The sequence below is a fragment of the Butyricimonas sp. Marseille-P3923 genome (assembly GCF_900184685.1).
In the GTDB taxonomy this organism is placed as follows: domain Bacteria; phylum Bacteroidota; class Bacteroidia; order Bacteroidales; family Marinifilaceae; genus Butyricimonas; species Butyricimonas muris.
The window spans coordinates 121,120-142,187 of sequence record NZ_FXXL01000004.1 but is presented as its reverse complement, the minus strand read 5'-3'; the positions used below and the strand labels follow the sequence as shown (position 1 = coordinate 142,187).

14 protein-coding genes are annotated in these 21,068 nt (G+C 46.6%); 8 read left to right on the top strand and 6 right to left on the bottom strand.

From position 1 onward, the window contains the following. The first annotated feature begins 16 nt into the window (after positions 1–16). A complete protein-coding gene (gldE, locus tag CS948_RS02325; RefSeq protein ID WP_099290147.1) occupies positions 17–1,312 on the top strand; it encodes a gliding motility-associated protein GldE in 1,296 nt (431 codons plus the stop codon). 97 nt (positions 1,313–1,409) lie between these two features. On the opposite strand, the gene CS948_RS02320 is transcribed toward gldE, so the two are convergent. Next, positions 1,410–2,996, bottom strand: coding sequence for an alkaline phosphatase family protein (locus CS948_RS02320; protein ID WP_099290146.1), 1,587 nt, complete (start codon positions 2,994–2,996; stop codon positions 1,410–1,412). 134 nt (positions 2,997–3,130) lie between these two features. Here CS948_RS02320 and CS948_RS02315 point away from each other — a divergent pair, with 134 nt between their 5' ends. Together CS948_RS02315 and CS948_RS02310 are read left to right on the top strand one after the other, a co-directional pair. Beyond that, positions 3,131–3,754, top strand: coding sequence for a hypothetical protein (locus CS948_RS02315; RefSeq protein ID WP_099290145.1), 624 nt, complete (start codon positions 3,131–3,133; stop codon positions 3,752–3,754). A gap of 11 nt (positions 3,755–3,765) precedes the next feature. Beyond that, positions 3,766–4,242 (top strand): Lrp/AsnC family transcriptional regulator, encoded by a 477-nt coding sequence (locus tag CS948_RS02310; protein WP_099290144.1) that lies wholly within the window; start codon positions 3,766–3,768, stop codon positions 4,240–4,242. 30 nt (positions 4,243–4,272) lie between these two features. On the opposite strand, the gene CS948_RS02305 is transcribed toward CS948_RS02310, so the two are convergent. Together CS948_RS02305 and CS948_RS02300 are read right to left on the bottom strand one after the other, a co-directional pair. Next, on the bottom strand, positions 4,273–5,181 hold the full coding sequence (locus CS948_RS02305; protein WP_099290143.1) for a diacylglycerol kinase family protein: 909 nt from the start codon (positions 5,179–5,181) through the stop codon (positions 4,273–4,275). 91 nt (positions 5,182–5,272) lie between these two features. Further along, on the bottom strand, positions 5,273–6,595 hold the full coding sequence (locus CS948_RS02300) for a UDP-glucose/GDP-mannose dehydrogenase family protein (RefSeq protein WP_099290142.1): 1,323 nt from the start codon (positions 6,593–6,595) through the stop codon (positions 5,273–5,275). Between the two features lie 124 nt (positions 6,596–6,719). Here CS948_RS02300 and CS948_RS02295 point away from each other — a divergent pair, with 124 nt between their 5' ends. The 4 genes from CS948_RS02295 to CS948_RS02280 all read left to right on the top strand — a co-directional run bounded on the left by CS948_RS02295 (position 6,720) and on the right by CS948_RS02280 (position 16,636). Further along, positions 6,720–12,191, top strand: a complete 5,472-nt coding sequence (locus CS948_RS02295) for an alpha-2-macroglobulin (protein ID WP_099290141.1) — start codon at positions 6,720–6,722, stop codon at positions 12,189–12,191. 288 nt (positions 12,192–12,479) lie between these two features. Next, positions 12,480–12,842 carry a hypothetical protein gene (locus tag CS948_RS02290; RefSeq protein ID WP_099290140.1) on the top strand — a complete coding sequence of 121 codons (363 nt, stop codon included), beginning with the start codon at positions 12,480–12,482 and terminating at the stop codon, positions 12,840–12,842. A 164-nt stretch (positions 12,843–13,006) separates the two neighbouring features. Further along, positions 13,007–15,313, top strand: a complete 2,307-nt coding sequence (locus CS948_RS02285) for a TonB-dependent receptor (RefSeq protein ID WP_099290139.1) — start codon at positions 13,007–13,009, stop codon at positions 15,311–15,313. Positions 15,314–15,505: 192 nt separating this feature from the next. Next, positions 15,506–16,636: an ATP-binding protein gene (locus CS948_RS02280; protein ID WP_099290138.1), complete on the top strand. Its 1,131-nt coding sequence runs from the start codon at positions 15,506–15,508 to the stop codon at positions 16,634–16,636. 64 nt (positions 16,637–16,700) lie between these two features. On the opposite strand, the gene CS948_RS02275 is transcribed toward CS948_RS02280, so the two are convergent. Then, positions 16,701–17,567, bottom strand: a complete 867-nt coding sequence (locus tag CS948_RS02275; protein WP_176554874.1) for a NigD-like C-terminal domain-containing protein — start codon at positions 17,565–17,567, stop codon at positions 16,701–16,703. 155 nt (positions 17,568–17,722) lie between these two features. Here CS948_RS02275 and CS948_RS02270 point away from each other — a divergent pair, with 155 nt between their 5' ends. Then, positions 17,723–18,694 (top strand): N-acetylmuramoyl-L-alanine amidase, encoded by a 972-nt coding sequence (locus tag CS948_RS02270; RefSeq protein WP_099290136.1) that lies wholly within the window; start codon positions 17,723–17,725, stop codon positions 18,692–18,694. Between the two features lie 33 nt (positions 18,695–18,727). On the opposite strand, the gene CS948_RS02265 is transcribed toward CS948_RS02270, so the two are convergent. Then, positions 18,728–20,284 carry an ATP-binding protein gene (locus CS948_RS02265; protein ID WP_099290135.1) on the bottom strand — a complete coding sequence of 519 codons (1,557 nt, stop codon included), beginning with the start codon at positions 20,282–20,284 and terminating at the stop codon, positions 18,728–18,730. Positions 20,285–20,372: 88 nt separating this feature from the next. Further along, positions 20,373–21,059 (bottom strand): response regulator transcription factor, encoded by a 687-nt coding sequence (locus tag CS948_RS02260; protein WP_099290134.1) that lies wholly within the window; start codon positions 21,057–21,059, stop codon positions 20,373–20,375. Positions 21,060–21,068 lie beyond the last annotated feature (9 nt).

Sequence of the window (21,068 nt, the reverse complement as noted above, 5' to 3'; positions counted from 1 at the left end):
ACCAATTATTCTAATTTTGGACGCAGATTATATTCCCCTCGCGGGACAGGTTTTCACGGGTGCCTTCACCCTTATTGATTTAGTTTTTTGCATCTTATTATTGTTCTTATTATTGTGCTCCGCGCTGGTTTCCGGGTCGGAAGTGGCGTTCTTTTCGCTCTCCCCCTCGCAATTAAAATATCTGGAAGACAAGGGCTACCACAAAGCACTCAAATTGCACGAGAAAGCGGACAGACTGCTCGCGACGATATTAATATCCAACAATTTCGTCAACGTAGCTATCGTGGTGATTTCCACCTATCTGGTCAATTCCTTGTTTGACTTCTCGGCATACCCGGTACTTGGTTTCGTCATTCAAGTCATCGTGGTCACCTTCGTGATTTTGCTGGTCGGGGAAATCATCCCGAAACTATACGCCAACCGTTCGCACCTCAACATGGTCATTTTCATGGCAGGCCCGCTGACATTCCTGTCCCACGTGTTCCGTCCCCTATCCACCTTGTTGATAGGTTCGACCTCTATTATCCGGAAACGCATGGATAAAAAAGACGGAATCTCTATCGACCAGCTTTCCAAGGCTCTCGAGTTAACACAAGATACTTCAATCAATGAGGAAAAGGACATTCTCGAGGGAATTGTCCGTTTCGGCAATATTGACGCGATAGATATCATCTGTCCCCGCATCAACGTGATTGCCATCGACTCGCAATCCACATACAGGCAAGTGAAAGAAATCATATCGGAACACGGCTACTCCCGTATGCCTGTTTACGAGGAAAATCTGGATAATATCATCGGTATCCTCTACGTCAAAGATTTATTGCAACACTTGGATGAAACCGACGAGTTCAAATGGCAGACGTTGATACGTCCGGCATACTTCGTGCCCGAAACCAAAAAAATCAACGATTTGCTGGAAGAATTCCAAGTAAAGAAAGTCCATCTGGCTATCGTCGTGGATGAATACGGCGGTACTTCCGGTATTGTTTCCATGGAAGACATCATCGAAGAGATTGTCGGCGATATCAACGACGAGTACGACGAGCAAGAGATTGCCTATACCCGGGACAAAAACGGGGCTTACGTGTTCGAGGCTTCGACCCTCTTGAACGACTTCTACAAAATCACGGATATTGATGAAGACACGTTCCGGGAAGTGGAAGGCGATGCGGACACGCTCGCCGGATTGATTCTTGAATTGAAAGGCGAATTACCTCAAAAAAATGAAATAATCACTTACAAGGAACATCAATTCAAAGTCCTTGAAGTTGACAACCGCCGCATCAAGAAAATACAATATTCTAGTTTATAAGGTTCATAAAGTTTATAAAGTTCATAAGGTAACCAAGCACCAGCGGGGACTAAAAACTTTATGAACCTTATAACTTTACAAACTTTATAAACTTCCTTCACTGCATCGATTTCCCGTGCGCCGTGTACGGGGTACGTATGCCCAATATTTTACACAGCGTGGGTAAAAGATCGGACATCATGGCATCTTCTTTTATCCCCGGTTTCACGCCCGCCCCGTACAGGTATAGCGGCACGATAGAACGTTTGCTGTGACGGGAATAAGTATCCTCCATTTCCTTCAACTCGGAAACCCACGTCGGGTGAATACAGAAAAGCACGTCACCGCTACGTTTGTGCGAGAATGAATTTTGCACCAACCGGTTCATACCATCGGGGAAAGAGGTATGAATCAATGAATAAGCGGTCATCACTTTCGCCACGCCCTCGAACTCGATCATGAAATCGGCCACCTTGTCCTGTACCTCCTTCACTTCCAGCTTTCGTTCTTCTATCAGCCCCCGGTTCAAGTAAATTTGTCCCTGATCGTAATCGGCTATCCAATCACCGGGACCGTATATTAATGCCAGATAAGATTTCAGTAACGCCACCGCCCGGAAAATACTGAAATAATCGGAATTGACTTTTATCTTCCGCAAATCCTCCGGCATCAATTCCCGCATTTCCGAAAAAGTCATGAATACCATGTAGTTTCCTTTCCCGACCTTGGCATCCAACTTTCTCAACAGTTCGGCAACATCCATATCCAAACGAATCAACATATCTTTCTCTTCCTCCGAATCAATGGCAAAATCACGATACATGTAATCCAGACAGGAGAAATTCACCGCCAGAAGATCGGGATCGTTATCCTCCCCCAAACGTTCCGCGTCAATCAACTTTTCCGCCAAGACTCGCACAAGAGTATTCCCGTAAGGGGTGGCCTTCAATACCCGGTAAGTATTGTATTCCCTTTTCGCCCGGGCTATATCGTAATAGAAATGATTGCGCAACCGGATACGTGCCGCCGATTTATCCTCATCGGAAAGCATCATCCATCCCTTGTTCACGAAATGGTCGCTCTCCACCCACGTGTTATAAGCCCTTAACCAATCGGGTAACACCGGTTGATAATAAGTAGACGATACCCACTTCCCGGTCTTCTCGCTAAACCAGATAGCCATATCCGCACTAGACCCGCCGCTCAACACGGCTTCATCGCCATTCATAGCCACACTGTACACCCGGGACATCGGATTATTCATCTTCATCGCGCTTCCCAGACTCATCGTCTGCAAATAATCCGGTGCCAGACTTTTGATACTATCCGCTTGTTGCTCACCTATTTCCGTGTAACGATCTGAATTTGTTGCAAACTGCCGTTTCCGGCGCAAACGATCATACCACGCTCTCGACACGATACCGTGTTCCGCGGGGAGCATCCCCGTGTATATCGAAGCATGGTCCACCCCCGTCTGCGTGTACATGTAATTGTAATTGGCATTCACCCGCAAGCCCTGTTGTACCAATCGTTTCAACCCGTTTTCGGACAACTTGTCACCGTACATATCCAACCATTCCGGGTAAAAATGGCTTACCACGATTCCCACGACCAATTTCGGTTTATTTCCCTCGGCAAACACGTTTTGCACGGCTAGAAACGCTAAACCGAGCAAAATCAATTTTCTCACGACTAATATTCTCATAATATTCAGAAGTTTCAGATTCTCAGTATTCGTGCAAAAATAATCAGAATATGATAATTTACAACCTAAAATTCTTTCAATTCTTAATTGTTTCGTATCTTTACGCCAAGAAACTATAAACAACCACATCCATTATGACTGAGAAGAAGTGTCTATTAACGGACAAATTGAGGAATTACGTTTATCGTCACGGAACGGAACTCTCGGACGATAAACTAAAAGAAATGGGAACTTCCCTGGAAGAGATCAACGAGAACTTCTCGGGAATGGAGGATATAGCTAACAGCATTTTCGAACAGGAACGCGTAGCGTTCGAGAAGATATTTGAAGAATACGATTTTGACGGTTGGAACGCAATAGATATTTTATTACTGGTAGGAAATGAAATTCACGATCGTTTCTTTAACGTGTCACCGTCCGTTTCGTTCAAGTTGGCCGAGACATTCCCGGGTATTTTTGAAAGCCATAAACAACGGCGTTCCGATTTTATTTACGAGAAGATAAAAATAAATATAGAGAAGGGGATGCAACAGGGAATGTACAAAGATGATGTATCCAGCGAAATGGTCGCTCGCATGTATATCGCCAAACTCAACGACATTCACAACCGGGAGATATATCCCCCGGAAGTATTTGACTTCGGAACGATTTTCAATAACCTGATCGATGGCGTGATCCGCACGATCACGAACGAGGAGGGGTGGCAATATTACAAGCAAAGAAAACAGCTGTACAGCGTGTTGAGTTTTAACAGGTAAAATAAAAAAACATGAGCGTAAAATATCAAATAGACGATATAGATCGGAAAATCTTGTCCCACTTGGCGGAGAATGCAAGGGTTCCTTTTCTCGAGATAGCACGGGAGTGCGGTATATCCGGGGCAGCGATACACCAGCGGGTGAAAAAAATGGAAGACGCGGGGATTATTGAAGGCTCACGTTTTATAGTGAAACCCGATGCCCTCGGGTTTGGTGTGTGCGCTTTCATCGGGGTAGTCCTCGATCACGCCCACACGTACAAAACCGTCGTGAAAGAAATAGAAAGTATCCCGGAAGTCATGGAATGCCACTTCATCACGGGAGGATTCACCTTCCTGTTGAAATTAAGATGCAATGACCACCAGCACCTGATGGATATTTTAATCAACACCCTTCAAAACATCCCGGGCATAGCCAAAACGGAAACTTTTATTTCATTGGATGAACTGATTGACCGGCAAATCATGTTAACCGCGAGCGAACAATAGTTCGCCTGCGGCGAGTTGCAGGCAACTCCATCAGACCTTTCCGCCATCCTTTTTATGGGACAATTTCGGGGCGATTACTTTCAACACTCCCGGGTGGACTTTCACGGTAACGGGCGGCTCCAACGTGTAAGGATCTCCGTCAATATGGGCTTTTGCCAAATCCCCTTCGATAAACGCGTCCGTGCATTGAATCTCGCTGAAATAAGGCAAGCGGGCAATCTTTGAATTCATGAAACAGTACAGGAAACGGGGAATCTGGTAATACTTGGGACGCTTCAATATACATATATCCACCAACCCGTCACGCAAGGAAGCCTTCGGGGCGATAGAAGCGTTATTGCCGTACTGCGAACTATTCGCCACGCTCAACACGAAGCACTCCTCCTCCCACGTCTTGCCGTTCACGTGAAAACGATAACGTTTACCGGGATAGCGGAACCACATCCGCACGATTGAATAAATATACGAGAATATTCCCCTTATTTTCATGGTACTGAAGAAATGAGCCACCTCGGCATCAAACCCGAAGCCGCTCACGTTCAAAGAGTAGAGCCCGTTAATTTCAATCACGTCTATATTCGTCGTTTCGCTCTTCAATATCTGTTTCAGCGCTTTTGTCATCATCTGGGAGAAACCCAAGTGGCGGGCAAACCCGTTACCGCTTCCAAGGGAAATTACCCCGAAAGCGATGCCCGTCCCCATGAGTGCCGTACCGATCTCGTTCACCGTTCCGTCCCCGCCTGCTGCCACGATATGCGTATAATTCTGACTTTTCGCCTGCTCCACGATCTCTTTCGCGTGCCCGGCATACTCCGTGAATCGAATATTATACTCGATATGCTTGTAGGCGGCAATATGCCGGATACGGTATGGAATCTCCCACCCCAAGCCAAATCCCGAAATCGGGTTCACGATAAACAATATTCGATATTTATCCATCTTTTCAATTTATGATTTAAGATTTATGATTTAAGATTTAAAACACGAACAACTAGCACGCAATCATAAATCCAAAATCATAAATCGTAAATTACTTCGTTTTTCTTCCAATCCCGTAATACTCATACCCAAATTCCTGCATCTGTTCCGGGTTGTAGATGTTTCTTCCGTCAAAGATAATCTTGTGTTTCAAGGCTTTCTCGATAAAGGTAAACTTCGGTATCTTGAATTCTGCCCATTCCGTCACGACAATCAAGGCGTCAGCACCCTCCAAGGCATCGTACATATTATCTGCATACTCTATCCGGTTGCCAATCCGCCGCTTGCACTCTTCGACCGCAACAGGATCGAAGGCACGTACCACTGCACCCGCTTCCAGCAATTTCTCTATCAACACCAGCGAGGGAGCTTCCCGCATATCATCCGTTCCGGGTTTAAAAGCGAGTCCCCACATGGCGAAACGTCTTCCCTTCAGCTCTTTTCCAAAACGCAAGGTTATTTTCCGGAACAACACGCTCTTCTGGTTCTCGTTCACACGTTCCACGGCCTTCAATAATTCAAGACTATGCCCGTGGTCGTCACCCGTGCGAATCAACGCCTTCACGTCTTTCGGGAAACAAGAACCTCCGTAACCGCAACCGGCATTCAGGAATTTCTTCCCGATACGGGTATCGCTGCCGATTCCTTTCTTCACGGACTCCACGTCCGCACCCACGATTTCGCACAGGTTAGCGATATCATTCATAAAAGAAATACGGGTTGCCAACATCGAATTGGCTGCATATTTCGTCATCTCCGCCGACAGAATATCCATAAAAAGAATAGGCGTATTGTTCAATATGAAGGCGTGATACAAACGCTCCATAACGTGTTTGGCTCTATCGCTTTCCACCCCTATCACTACCCTATCCGGGGAAATGAAGTCATTCACGGCGTCCCCCTCTTTCAGGAACTCGGGATTGGAAGCCACATCAAACGGGATATCCGCCCCCCGTTTCTCCAAAGCCGCCTTAATCGTGGCTTTCACTTTATAATTCGTTCCGACAGGCACGGTAGATTTAGTCACCACCACGATATAATCGTTGATAATCTCCCCTACCTCCCGGGCAACATCCAACACGTAATGCAAATCGGCACTCCCGTCCTCGTCGGGCGGCGTACCCACGGCAATAAACACGGCATCCGCATCCTTCAACCCCTCCCGTAATGAAGTGGTGAAAAAAAGACGCCCGTCTTCCCGGTTCCGGACGACTAACTCCGCCAGTCCCGGCTCGTATATCGGCATACCCCCGTCGTTCAATAAATCAATTTTCGTACTATTCACATCGACGCAAGTAACAGTCACTCCTGTTTCTGCCAAACATGTCCCGGACACAAGTCCCACGTAACCGGTTCCAACAACAGCTATTCTCATATATTTTTTTCTTTATTTGCCTTGTTTTACTTGTTCGCAAAAATATGAATTAAAAATGAACAACACCGCTTTTTTTGTGCTATATTTGTAAATACAATACATAAGATTCAAATATTTGGTAAACATGAAAAAGGTTATTTTTCTCATTTCTATTTTGCTCCTGACAATCAATTTCTTCTCGTGTAAAGAGAAAACGAAGGAACAAAGTAAACTGGAGTACAGCAAATACATTTCAGGCTTCACGCAAGGAATGATAAAATCCACCGACCCTATCTACATCCGGTTGGAAGGAAAAGCGATGAAAACAGGCGACGACGTTCTCGTGCAACCGGAAAAATTAATGAAAATCAGCCCGAAAGTGGAGGGAAGTGTCACTATCCGGGACGGTAATACCATAGAATTTACCCCGACGACTCCAATGAAGAACGGGCAGACCTACGAGATTTCGCTGGCATTGGACAAAATATGCAACGTGCCGTCCGACCTGTCGACTTTCCGCTTCAACGTGAAAGTGCTGCCCCTCGTTTACGCTTTCCAAGAAGGTAGCCTCAGTGTCGACCCCAAGGACAACGACAAATTCTCGTATCGAGCCTCCGTCACCAACTCGGACGCCGTTACCCCCAACGAGGTGGAGCAACTCGTGAAAGCAAAAATCAACGGGCAAAACCAGACACTCGAATGGGAACACACCCCTTATATTCATTATTTCACGATAGCCGGCATCACCCGCGCGAACGACAGCCAATCCCTTGAATTGAGTTTCGACAAAAAAATAAAGAACGGTAACGACCTAATCGTTGAAATACCCGGCAATAAAGTCTTCTCCGTGCTGGAAGTAAAAGCGAGCGAAGAAAATTCCCGCACGATTGACATCACGATGTCCGACAACGTGGACATCAGTCAGGACTTTCAAGGGCTAATCACGATCGACGGGGTCGGCACCTTGAACTTCAACACGCGAGGCAACATCATCCGGGTATATTCCAACGAACGGGACAAGATGCAAGGCGTGGTTCAAGTTAATATATTCAAGGGAATCAAAAATACCACGGGCGAAAAACTCCAATCGGATGCCACTTTCAACGTGAGTTTCCAGTCAGCCAAGCCCGCCGTGACATTCATCGGCGAAGGCACTTTCACCCCGGCAGAAGGCAACGTGCTTATTCCTTTCTCCGCGGTCGCCTTGAAAGCCGTGCAATTACGGGTAATAAAAGTATTCAACCAGAATATGAACTTCTACCTTCAGGAAGGAAATTACAACTATAGCAGTGACTACCAGCTACGCCGCGTGGGACGCATCATTCTCGACAAGAAAATCTCGCTGGAGAAACCGGGAGTACCACAAGACAACAACAAGTGGCAGGACTATACAATCAATCTGGCAGACCATATCCAACTGGAAAAAGGCGTGATTTACCGGGTACAACTCCGATTCCAAAAGTCGTACACTACCCTCGATTGCGCCAAGGAAGCCCAAGACGCTATCTCTGAAGAAAACTGGGATGAAACGTCTTCCGAGTATGACTATTATGACGATGACGACTATTATTACAGCTATCCCTCCGATTACTCGTGGGAAGAGCGGGACAATCCCTGTTCCAATTCCTACTATTACGTGAGTGACCGGTTCCCGAAAAAGAATCTCATCGTAACATCTCTGGGTGTCATTGCCAAAGCGGGTTCCGACGGCAAATACGTGGTTGCCGTGAATGACTTGCTCACGGCGGCACCCGTGGAAAATTGCAGGATATTCTTTTATAACTTCCAGAACCAAAAAATAGACTCTACCGTCACCAATTCGACTGGAATAGCGACATTACGGGTTCCCGGCAAACCTTTCGTTATCGTGGCGACCAAGGGCAATGATAAAACCTATTTGAAAGTCAACGACGCCTCGTCCCTCTCGCTCAGTAATTTCGACGTGAGCGGTGAAGTCGTGCAGCAAGGACTCAAGGGCTTCATCTATGGCGAACGGGGCGTATGGCGTCCGGGAAATGACATTCATCTCTCTTTCATGCTGGAAGACAAGGAGAACGTGATTCCCGTCGGACATCCCATTATAGCGGAACTCTATGACCCGAACGGTAACGTGACTCAAACCCGCAAAGCGGGACGCGATGAACACGGTTTGTATTGTTTCACGTTCAGCACCGACGAGCAGGCCGTGACCGGATACTGGCAGGCTGTTGTACGTGTCGGGGGTGTTTCTTTCAGAAAAACCGTCCGTATCGAGAGCATCAAACCGAATCGTTTGAATATCATCGCCAACTTGCCGGGCAACGTGCTCGGGGAAGGCGTGACGAAAAACACGATACCCGTTCAAACCCGATGGATGCACGGGGCGAAAACCAGTAACTTGAAAGTTATCACCGAACTACGGCTCTCGAAAGGCAATACCACCTTCCCCGGGTACAACGGGTATAACTTCGACGACCGTTCCCGTTATTTCAACACGACAACCGAAACATTCTTCGACGGCACGACGGACTCTGACGGAAACTTTAACCTGTCGGCAAACAACATCACCTCGGAGAACGCACCCGGTATGCTCAACGCCCTGCTCACGATGCGGGTGTTCGAACCGGGCGGAGACTTCAGTATCGTCACTTCCGGGTTCAAATACTCCCCCTACAAGGAATACGTGGGTATCAAACTACCGGAATCGGACGATAATTGGTACAAGGCGGGCAAACCGATGACTATCAGCGGTGCCGTACTTACCCCCGAGGGCAAACCTGTCAACAACAGAGATATCGAGGTGGAAGTCTACACCTTGGAATGGCGTTGGTGGTGGGATTCGGAGAATGACTATATCGGTTCATACGTCAACCGCTCATACCGTCGCCCCGTGTTCAACAAAACGGTCAAGAGCCAGAACGGCAAATTCAACGTGGACGTGACCTGCGACCAGTGGGGACGTTACTACGTGATCGCACGGGATAAAGAATCCGGTCATTCCACCGGTTCCACGTTCTACATCAGTTCTTGGCGCAACGACATGAATATCCCCGGCATGGCAACCCTGCTCACGCTCACCAGCGACAAGAAATCCTACCGTGCCGGAGAAAAAATCAAGATTACATTCCCCTCCTCGGCAGGTAGCGTGGCTCTCGTGAGCGTCGAGAACGGAAAGACCGTGAAAGACATTTTCCGGGTTCCGACAACTGAAGGGACGACTTCTTTCGAGATTCCCGCCACGAGCGAGATGTGCCCCAATATCTATGTCAACGTGTCACTCATACAACCTCATAAAAACCGGAACAACGATAAACCGATACGCCTGTACGGGGTTTTGAATATTGACATCGACGACCCGGAATTACGACTCACTCCAAAAATCGACATGCCGGAAGAGCTTCGCCCGTCACAGAATTTCACCGTCACGGTAAGTGAAAACAACGGCAAACCGATGACCTACTCTATCGCTATTGTCGATGAAGGACTGTTAGCCATTACCTCGTTCAAAACGCCGAACCCCTTCCCCGCTTTCTACGCCCGGGAAGCCCTCGGCGTGAAAACATGGGACTTCTACGACGACGTGGTAGGAGCCTTTGGCGGACGCTTGGAAAAAGCCTTTGCCGTCGGTGGTGACGAAGCCCTCGACCCGGAAGAAACCCGCAAGAGCGACCGTTTTACCCCCGTGGTGATATTCAAAGGTCCTTTCACCATCAAGAAAGGAGAGAAGAAAACCCATTCATTCAACATGCCCGAGTATATCGGTGAAGTCCGTACCATGGTGGTTGCCGAAGATAACGGTCGCTACGGTTCGGCATCCCGTAACACGAAAGTCAACAAACCGCTGATGCTCAACGTCACCATGCCTCGTTTGTTCACACCGGGCGACATCATCGAAATTCCGGTCACGGTATTTGCCATGAAAGACAATATCAAAGATGTTACCGTGAACCTCAAGACGGACGACAAGATAGAAGTTATCGCCCCGGCAAGCCAAGAAATCAAATTCTCCGGCACGGGTGAACAGATCGTGTTCTTGAAAGCGAAGATTAAAGAAAATACCGGTAAATCCACGCTTACCTTCACCGCTCAAAGCGGATCGGAGAAAGCTTATTTCAGTTGTGATGTAGACATCCGGATTCCGAACCCGAGAATTACCCGCGTGGATGCCCGCGAAGTGGCAAGCGGCGAGTCTATCACCTTCAACAACACGATGGAAGGGCTGGAACCGACCTCGTTCCTTGAAATCACTTCTATCCCGCCCCTTAATCTGGAGGAACGCATCCAATACCTGATCCGTTACCCGCACGGGTGCGGCGAGCAAATCACTTCTGCCGTATTCCCGCAACTGATGCTTGACAGGCTGATGGATCTCAGCGAAGCACAAAAAGTAACCGTGGAACTGCACGTGAAAGACGTTATCAATCGCCTGAGAAACTACCAGTTAAGCAACGGGGGATTCAGCTACTGGACGAACTCCAACTATGTATCCGACTGGGTATCCACCTATATCACCGACTTCCTGACGCAGGCAGAGAAACTCGGTTACCGCATCCCGGCATCCATGAAGGCTTCGGCTCTTGATTACCTGTCGAAACAAGCGAATAGCTGGCGCCGGGACGATTATTATTCCGAGTTGGAACAATCCTACCGTCTTTACGTGCTGGCACTGGCAGGTAAACCCAACATGGCGGCCATGAACCGGATGAAAGAGGATAATTACAACAACCCGATTGCCCGTTGGCAACTGGCGGGAGCCTATGCCCTCGGCAAACACGACAAAATTGCCCAATCGCTGGTAGCCAACCTTCCGGCAGAAGCCAAACTCTATCGCCAACTGGGCAGGTGTTACGGCTCCGATCTACGGGATAACGCGATTATCATGCAAAGCATGGTAGACATGAACATGAAAGACGACGCCTACAAACTGTTGCAGAAAATGGCTCGCAAATTTGCTTCCAACGAATGGCTGAGCACGCAGGAAAGTGCCTTCGGGCTTTGCGCTATCGGCAACTACGCGGGACGCTACTTCAAGGACGGCAACGGCATTGACGTGCAAATCGGAAAAGAGAACTTCAAAACCACGAAGACCGTACTGCAAAAAGAATTGGCAGTCAAAGACAACCGTTCGGAAGTAACCTTGAAAAATAACACTTCCGGCACACTCCACGTGCGCACGATCAATAGCTCAACCCCATTGGGAGTGATCACCGAAAGCGAAATGTCCGGGCTGAAAATGACCGTCAACTACTATCGTAACGGCGTGCTCAACAACCGGACGGATTATCGCCAAGGCGAAGACATCGTGGCTGAAATCACGATACAAAACACAGGAAACATCGGGTTATACGAGGAACTGGCACTTACTTTCATGTTCCCCTCCGGCTTCGAATTTCTGAACGAACGCCTTACCACGAACGAGAACCCGTTCAAGGGAGCCGACAACGCGGACATCCGCGACGATCGGGTGTATCTCTACTTCTCGCTCCAGCAAGGCGATTCGAAAACCTTCAAGCTACGCTTTAACGCAGCTTACCCCGGTAATTACCTGCTTCCGGCAGTCACTTGCGCGGCGATGTACGATAACTCCATCACGGCAACCCTACCGGGTAACAAAATCACGATCACCCGGGGAGAATAACTCTCTCCCCGGCACATAATGAGGGCGTGTCAAAACACGCCCTCTCGTCCATGAAGTCAAAAAGTCCACAAGGTCAAATACGCACACAATCACACTGAATATCAATACAATACTGCATCACATACTTTATAAACCTTAGGAGCCGAAGGCTCGACTTTATGAACTTTATAGACTGGAGGTGTGTTTTGACACACCTCTATATACTCGTTAATTTAATATATTTTTAAGACAGAGATTCATGTTTATTATTTAGAAATAATCTACATTTGCAAAGCAAAGCAAAAAGGTATGCGTAGTAAAAACGTAAATAAATTCATTCATTTATTCTTGTTAGCTCTATTTTTGAGCTATTACGGGAGTATCACGTTTTTCTCGCATTATCACGTGGTCAACGGGGTAACAATCGTACACTCGCACTTTTTCCACGGTGATACCGGCTCGGACGGCGGTGCAAATCACACCCACTCGGCAAAAGAGCTTACCTTAATCGCCCATTTGAGCAATTTCATCACACTGGTCAGCGTTGCCCTTGTCGTTAGTGTTCCTCACCTGAGCCACAAAATACATTACTATATTCATAAACAGGAGGAAGAACCTGATAAACAAACATTCACCTTAAGCCCCCTTCGGGCTCCCCCCTTTACAGTGTAAATAGTTTGTTCTGCCGAAACAACAGTTCCGGTAAGAATCTCGTGTAATAAAGCAATACCCCTGCTATTTCACGAGGCTTTCACCTATTAATGATATTTCTATTTTGAAACAAGACGCGAGGTCGTGTCAATACCATACGGACACGCTCGTGAAAAATATTGGTTATGAAAAACTTACTTACACTTATTATATTCCTTCTTCTCGGTCTTTTCTGTCGTGCAGACGAGAAAGGAAGCGTCAAAAAAACGACAGACGCGAATGTCAACGGACACATTATCCATAAAGAAACGGGAGAACACCTGCCGTTCCTCACGATATTACTGAAAGGCACGAACATCGGAACCGCTACTGACGAGAGCGGACACTATTTCATGAAAAACCTCCCCTTGGGAAAATACACCCTGCGCGTGCAAGGAGTAGGCTATAAAACCGTAGAAAAAGAAATCGAGATCGTGAAAGGCAAAACGCAAGAGATCAATTTCGTCATCGAGGATGACGTCGTGATGCTTGAAGGAGCCGTGGTCACCGCCAACCGGAACGAAACCGACCGCCGGGAAGCCCCCGTTATCGTCAATGTCCTGTCACCCAAAATATTCGAAAACACCAACTCGGTATGCCTGTCGCAAGGATTGAACTTCCAACCGGGACTACGAGTGGAAAACAACTGCCAGAACTGCGGTTTCCAACAAGTACGTATCAACGGGCTGGACGGGCCTTACTCTCAAATACTGATTGACAGTCGTCCCATGTGCAGTTCCCTTGCCGGAGTTTACGGTCTGGAACAAATCCCCGCTAACATGATCGACCGAGTAGAAGTTCTTCGGGGTGGCGGCTCAGCATTGTTCGGAGCCAACGCTATCGCCGGGACAATCAACATCATCACCAAAGAACCGTTACACAACTATTTTCAAGTAGGACATACCCTCTCCGCTATCGACGGCGAGAGTTTCGACAACGTGACCTCTTTCAACGGGGCTATCGTCAACGAGCAACGGAATACCGGAATCCACCTGTTCGGGATGGTGCGCGACCGCCAGCCTTATGACCATGACGGTGACGGGTTCTCCGAGCTAGGGGAGATCAACAGTACCACGCTGGGCTTCCGTACCTATTACAAGCCCACGCATTTCAGCAAGTTATCCATGGAATACCACCATATCAAAGAATTTCGCCGGGGAGGCGACAATCTTCACCGTCCCCCTCACGAGGCTGACGTGGCAGAGCAAGCAGACCACAACATACACGGCGGCGGGCTGAACTACACCCTTTCATCCAAGGATTACAAACACCGTTTTAACGCCTACACCTCGTTACAAAACATCGCACGGGAATCCTATTACGGTGCCGGTCGCGACACGAACGCCTACGGGCAGACCAAGGACTTTACCGTCGTGGGCGGGGCACAATATTCCTATGACTTCGACAAGTTCCTGTTCATGCCCTCCATGTTGACCGCCGGGGTAGAATTCTCGCACAATAAACTGAATGACAAAATGCTCGGCTACAACCGGGAAATCAATCAAGAAGTAAACGTTTACAGCGTCTACCTGCAAAATGAATGGAAAACGGCACGTTTCAGCTTCTTGCTGGGCGGGCGTCTGGATAAAAACAGCCATGTAGACGATCCCATATTCAGTCCCCGGTTGAATATCCGCTACAACCCTATCACCGATCTCAGTTTCCGGGCAAGTTACTCGGAAGGATTCCGGGCTCCACAGACCTACGACGAAGACCTGCACGTGGCAGCCGTGGGCGGAGAAGTAACTCTTATTCAAGTCGCGGAAGACCTGAAGACAGAAAAATCACGCAGTTACAGTGCATCCGTTGATTACTACACCACGCTGGGAACCGTGCAAATCAACCTGCTCGTGGAAGGCTTCTACACCCGCTTGAAAAATCCTTTCGTGCTGGAAGAGGTCGACACCGGTGATGAAGAAAATAAAATACTGGAACGCCGCAACGGTTCGGATGCCAAAGTAAAAGGAATCAACATAGAGGGAAGAATTGCCCCGCATAAATCCACTCAACTACAATTCGGCGCAACTTTCCAAAGCAGTAAATACGCCGCTCCCGTGGCATGGAGCAATGACCCCGATGTTGCCCCCTGCCGGAAGCTGCTCCGCTCCCCGGATCAATACGGGTATGTCACGCTGAACTTACTCCCGTTCAAGAACTTCTCCACCGCCCTATCGGGAACCTACACGGGTCCCATGTACGTGGGACACTTCGCCGGGTACATCGAGAAAGACGTGCTGAAGAAAACCAAGTCCTTCTTCGACGGTACCGTAAAACTGGCTTATGACATCAAAATCGGTAGCGGATACACGGTACAAATCAACGGTGGCGTGCAAAACGTGTTCAACAGTTACCAGAATGACTTCGACAAAGGTGAGTTCCGTGATTCCGGTTACATCTACGGTCCCGGTCTTCCGAGAACCTATTTTGCTGGAATCAAATTCGGTATATTCTAACAAGAAACATCAAGATTACCTTCCTTAAATATCCCGTGGAGTCCGTTCTGAACTCCGCGGGATTCTCATTTTATACCAAAAGGTATAATACCGTTTAGTAGAAAATATTTTATACCAAAAGGTATAAAATATTTTTACCAATAATTGGAAATGTCTTGAATAAATCATACATTTGTTGAAAACAAAGAAGATATGGATTCACCTTTTCAATACGGGAAATTAGCCATGGGCGCAACCTTCGTGAATAGAGTTCACGAAAAACAAATACTCAAAAATAACTTGTACTCGGGTATTAACACGATGTTGATTTCTCCTCGTCGTTGGGGCAAATCATCACTCGTCAAAGAAGCCATGCATGAACTCATGGCAGAGCACCACGATGTAAAAGTATGCTTTTTAGACGTATTCACGATAAGAAGCGAGGCGGAATTTTACCAGACTTTCGCACAAGCTGTAATTAAAGCCACCAGTAATAATTGGGAAACTTGGATTACCCATACGAAAGAATTTTTGAAAGCTCTTTCTCCAAAAATTACCATCGGGACAGATCCGATGACCGATTTTTCAATAGGTTTTGAAATTCATCAAATTAAAGAAAATGAACATGAACTTTTGAATTTACCGGAGAAAATTGCCGTTGCAAAAGGAATAAAAATTATTGTTTGCATAGACGAATTTCAAAATCTGGCAGGATTAAAAGACTATGAACATTTGGAAGGCAAAATGCGTAGCACATGGCAGCACCACCAGCATGTCAGCTATTGCCTTTACGGGAGTAAACGCCACATGATGATAGAGATATTTAACTCATCCTCAAAACCTTTTTACAGGTTCGGACAAATCATGTTTCTGGAAAAAATAGACAAGCAGGAATGGGTGTCATTTATCGTCAGCGCCTTCAAATACACGGGCAAAAACATCACGGAAGAACTTGCGGGAATTATCGTGGAGAAAGTAAGTTCTCACTCGTGGTATGTACAACAATTATCTCATTTTGTCTGGAGCATTACAAAAGAAACGGTAACACTTGAAATCATAGACAAAGCTTTCCAACAAATCGTAGATACCAATCTTCCCCTATACGTTGCAGAATGCGAAGCCTTATCTATTTCACAGCTCAATATCCTGATCGCTATCGCGAATAATGAACAAACGCTTACAGGGGCAAAGGTTATGACTAAATACAAACTGGGAACGCCACAGAACGTGACGAAAAATAAAGTGATACTGCAACAAAAAGATATTCTGGATAATACACCTCAAGGCTTTCTCTTTCTTGATCCTGTTTTCGAATATTGGTTCAAGAAGGAATACATTAAATAAAAAAGACTGACCGTCCGGTCAGTCTTCATTTCCCTTAGAGTTTTATTACTTGAATCAAATGTCTTTAATTAACTTCTCCGACTACATCTTCGCTGCTCACCAGTTTGCGTTCGTTATTACTCTGGTTCAGTCCGCTGTCTGCTTCTTCCTCATTACTGCCGGAAAGCGTGTAAGTTCCGCTATCTTCACGGGTAACAGTTTCGATTGAACCATTCTTGTATTCTGTCCAAAGCAATTTAACAGGTACGGATTGTTTTCCTTCCGGCACGATAGAAGTCAGGTCGAAAGATACCATACCGCGACTCCACACGTGATTTGCACGATCCCCGTCCTTAGGAGCTTCCCCGTAAGCGTTATGGCGTAAAGTCACGTATACCGTGTCATTATGCGCCACCACATCATCTTCCACCAGATTGATAAAATGCTTGGTTGAAGAACCGGATTTCACGGGTATTCTGAACTCCACGTTCAGATACTTGCCACCGAACCATGCTTCGGACACGTTAATCGGATCGTTACCGATACTATCCTGTCGCACTTCCTCGTTTTCCTTGATGAAAGAAAGTTTCACCGGGTCCTTTGTCAACACGTCAGTAATACGATACAAACGAATATAATAATTCATTCTACCTTCCAACCCGGTTCCATCTCTCTCGCTTCCCAGAATCGAGTAGTTGGCGAATACCCGCAATCCTTCCTCGGCATCCGAAGAATTTATCCCGTATCCCTCGGTCACGATCAAACGACTACCGTCATCCCGACGGATGGCATACTTGGAACGAGTACCGTTATCTATCTTCTCGAGGTTACCGTAACTGATCCACGAACTTCCACCTCCCACGTAATAATACTCGTCATCGTCATCACACGCCGCGAATACGGCAATAAATAATGACAACATTAATGCAATTTTCCATGTTCTCTTTTTCATAGCTGTTTTTTTAACGTTTATATATAAGATGTCAACAAAGCTCATCCGTTGCGTCAAACGCTTGAATTATTGTATTTTTTAATTTTCGTTTGTCTAAATTTATTATTTTCGAGGACAAACAAAAAGAACTATATTTGTGATGAATTTTTGAAACCATGAAATATATATTCATCATATACACGAGCATTTTGTTCATCTTTTTGCCCATCCACGGCTTCACGCAAGAAACCGGAACACCGGGAAAAGGAGAAGGCATACTCCAATTTCTGAAACGCTTCGAACGCACGAAGCCGGAACATTACACGCAATTCATGGAACTCAACAAGAGTAAGCTGGACAAAAATAACGGCCTGCGGTTAGGCGTGAAATACACTTTACCGCCAATGAACCGGGAAGGTAATGAACCTCTATTCGGGGAGAAACTGGCGAAATACACGATAGAGTCCGACGAACTCAAGGGTGCCTGCTTTTATCTGGTTTCCGGTCATGGCGGTCCCGATCCCGGGGCTATCGGGGTGTTACAGGGACACCAACTGCACGAGGACGAATACGCTTACGACATCATGCTCCGGTTGGCACGCACCTTGATGTCGAAAGGAGCCAAAGTTCACATCATCATCCAAGACGCCGCGGACGGTATCCGGGATGATAAATTCCTTGCCACCGGCGATAGGGAAACCTGCATGGGCGATCCCATCCCTTTGAATCAAGTACAACGCCTCAAACAACGTTGTGACAAAATCAACACGCTATTCCGCAAAGACAAGGAAGCCTATCGACGGGCTATCTTTATCCACCTTGACAGCCGGAGCGAGAGCAAACAGATTGACGTTTTCTTTTACCATTACGAGGGTAGCGCCAAGGGCAAACATCTCGCCAACACGCTACAAGACGTGTTTAACAAGAAATACGACAAACATCAACCTAACAGGGGATTCTCCGGAACGGTAAACACCCGTGACCTATACGTCATTAAACAAACGCTCCCCGTGGCCGTTTTCCTAGAATTGGGTAACATCCAAAACAGCCGTGACCAACAACGTTTCCTGCTAAACGACAACCGCCAAGCTTTAGCTAATTGGATTTGCGAAGGCTTGACACAGGACTTCCGCCACTATTCAAAATAAAGCGGTTTACCAAAAAGAAAGATAATCATCAAATTATTCCACGATCCACTTCCCGATATTACGTTCATTAGCATCAAATTCCACCCCAATCTTTACCACTTCTCTGTTATCAACCGAATAAGGCAAAAGATATCCCTTATCATCAATTTGCTTTAAAGCTTGCTCGGCTGTACCATCTAGTTTAAACTCGAAGACATAAATGTATTTCGGTGTTTTCACCACGGCATCAGCCCTTCCCTTGGCACTACGTACCTCAGCTCCCGTAAATTGTCCCATTAACTTGAACACGAGATAAAATACAACTTGGTAATGACGTTCCGTCCGGGTATTCAATTCGTAAGGGAAGTCCGCGAAAAACGCTCGTAACCGCTTCATAAAGGCATCAACATCCCCCACACGAAGTTCCTGTACGAATTTTCCAATATAAAATCCTCGCTCATCTTCTGCCAAAGAGGTATAAAAAGGTACTAAAAAATCCATAAAACCATATCTTACCTCATCATTCGGAAAAGCAAGCAGATAATTCTGGAACTCCTTGTCGTATTCCTTAATCGTCAGATAACCACTTTGATAAATCAAAGGAATCGGGTTATCAACATTTACCCGGTACTCGGTGAAAGAAGAAGCAGGAGCTTCTACCCCGTCAAGTAATTCCCGAAGGTCGTAATCACTCTGTTTCAATAACTCTACAAGAAAAGTCGGGGTTCCCGTCTGAAACCAGTAACGACCAAATACTTTAGACGTGAATACGCTCAACACGCTAAACGGGTTAAATACCCCCGGGGCATTTTGATAAAAATGATAGCCATCGTAAAGTGTCGTCATCTTTTTCACGACTTCGCCGACGTCCATAGCGTTAGTTGCCGCCAATTGTTCAATCTCCGGTTGAAAATTATCCTTTAATTCTTCCAACGTTATCCCGCAGATAGTAGCGTAATCCGGCCACATACTAATGTCACTCAACTGGTTGAGATCACTAAATACACTAACTTGAGCAAATTTAGTAACCCCAGTCAAAAACACGAAACGCAAATAACGGTCGGCACTCTTGAGTACCCCGTAAAAAGCCTTCAAGGTATCGCGGAAGTCTTCGAGTAAGGCGTTATCCTTTCCCAATGCTTGCAGAAGCGGTTTATCATACTCGTCCACGAGCACTACGACCCCGCATCCGGTCTGCTCGCAAGCACGACGAATGACATCAAAAAAACGACCTGCCGGGGTACTTTCGCCGTCACCCCGTCCCCAACGATCTTCCCACATCTTCAAATACCTGTCGAGGATAGCGTACAATCCCTCGGGAGAATCATACTTCTCGGCGTTCAAATCAAGATGTAACACGGGATGCACGTTCCACTCTTTCTCCAACTGCCCGATAGTCAATCCCTCGAATAAATCCTTACGTCCCTCGAAATAAGACTCGAAAGTCGAGAGCAACAAACTCTTGCCAAAACGTCTTGGACGACTAAGAAAATAAGGTGCACTGGAGGAAACCAGCTTCCACACGAAAGCCGTTTTGTCAACGTATACATAGTTGCCAACACGTATTTTTTCAAATGTCTGTATGCCTATCGGAAGTTTCCTCGTTTCCATGATGCTCTCGTTTTTAATCTATAAGCAAAGATAATCTATAAAGCTTACAATATCAAATCTCCGTTTGATTATTCCCCAAGGGCTTTCTCTATTTTTCTTTCACCATTAATCCCAACGCCTTACCCCATTTGGTAGCGATAGATATCGAGCCGTCTTTCGGTAACATTTTTCTCAACCCGACAAGACATTTATCCAAGTAACGATACGATTCTTTAAACGTGTTGCTCCAACCCGCCTGCACCAGAATATCTTTTGTCACGTAGCAATTCTTGTTCTCACACAACACTTTCATTACCTTCATTTCCAACGGACTGAATAATATCACTTCCCCGTCCACGACAAGTTCACGGTTCACAAGGTCAAGATACACCCCGTCGCTAATATCTATCGTTTTCTCGCTACGCTCACGAAATCCGATTTGTCTTAAAGCGGCTTCGATACGGGCTTTAAATTCAGCTTCATCCATATCCTTGCGGATATAATCATTTGCCCCGCTCTTAAATCCGGCTACCGCGGCGGATGAACTGCCAATACTACTGATAAACAAAATAGGAATGACAGAATCATCTTTCCGAATCACTCTAGCGACCTCCAAACCTGTCATTTTCGGCATCATCACGTCGAGCAACGCCAAGTCCGGTTTCTTCTGACGGTAAACCTCAAGCGCCTCCTCCCCGTCGGTAACGTGGTAAACCGTGTGCCCATTCTTTTTCAAGTAAGTTATGAAATCCTCGTAATACTCCGCCGAATCCTCAGCGTACAAAATCTTAGCCATTTTCCCGTT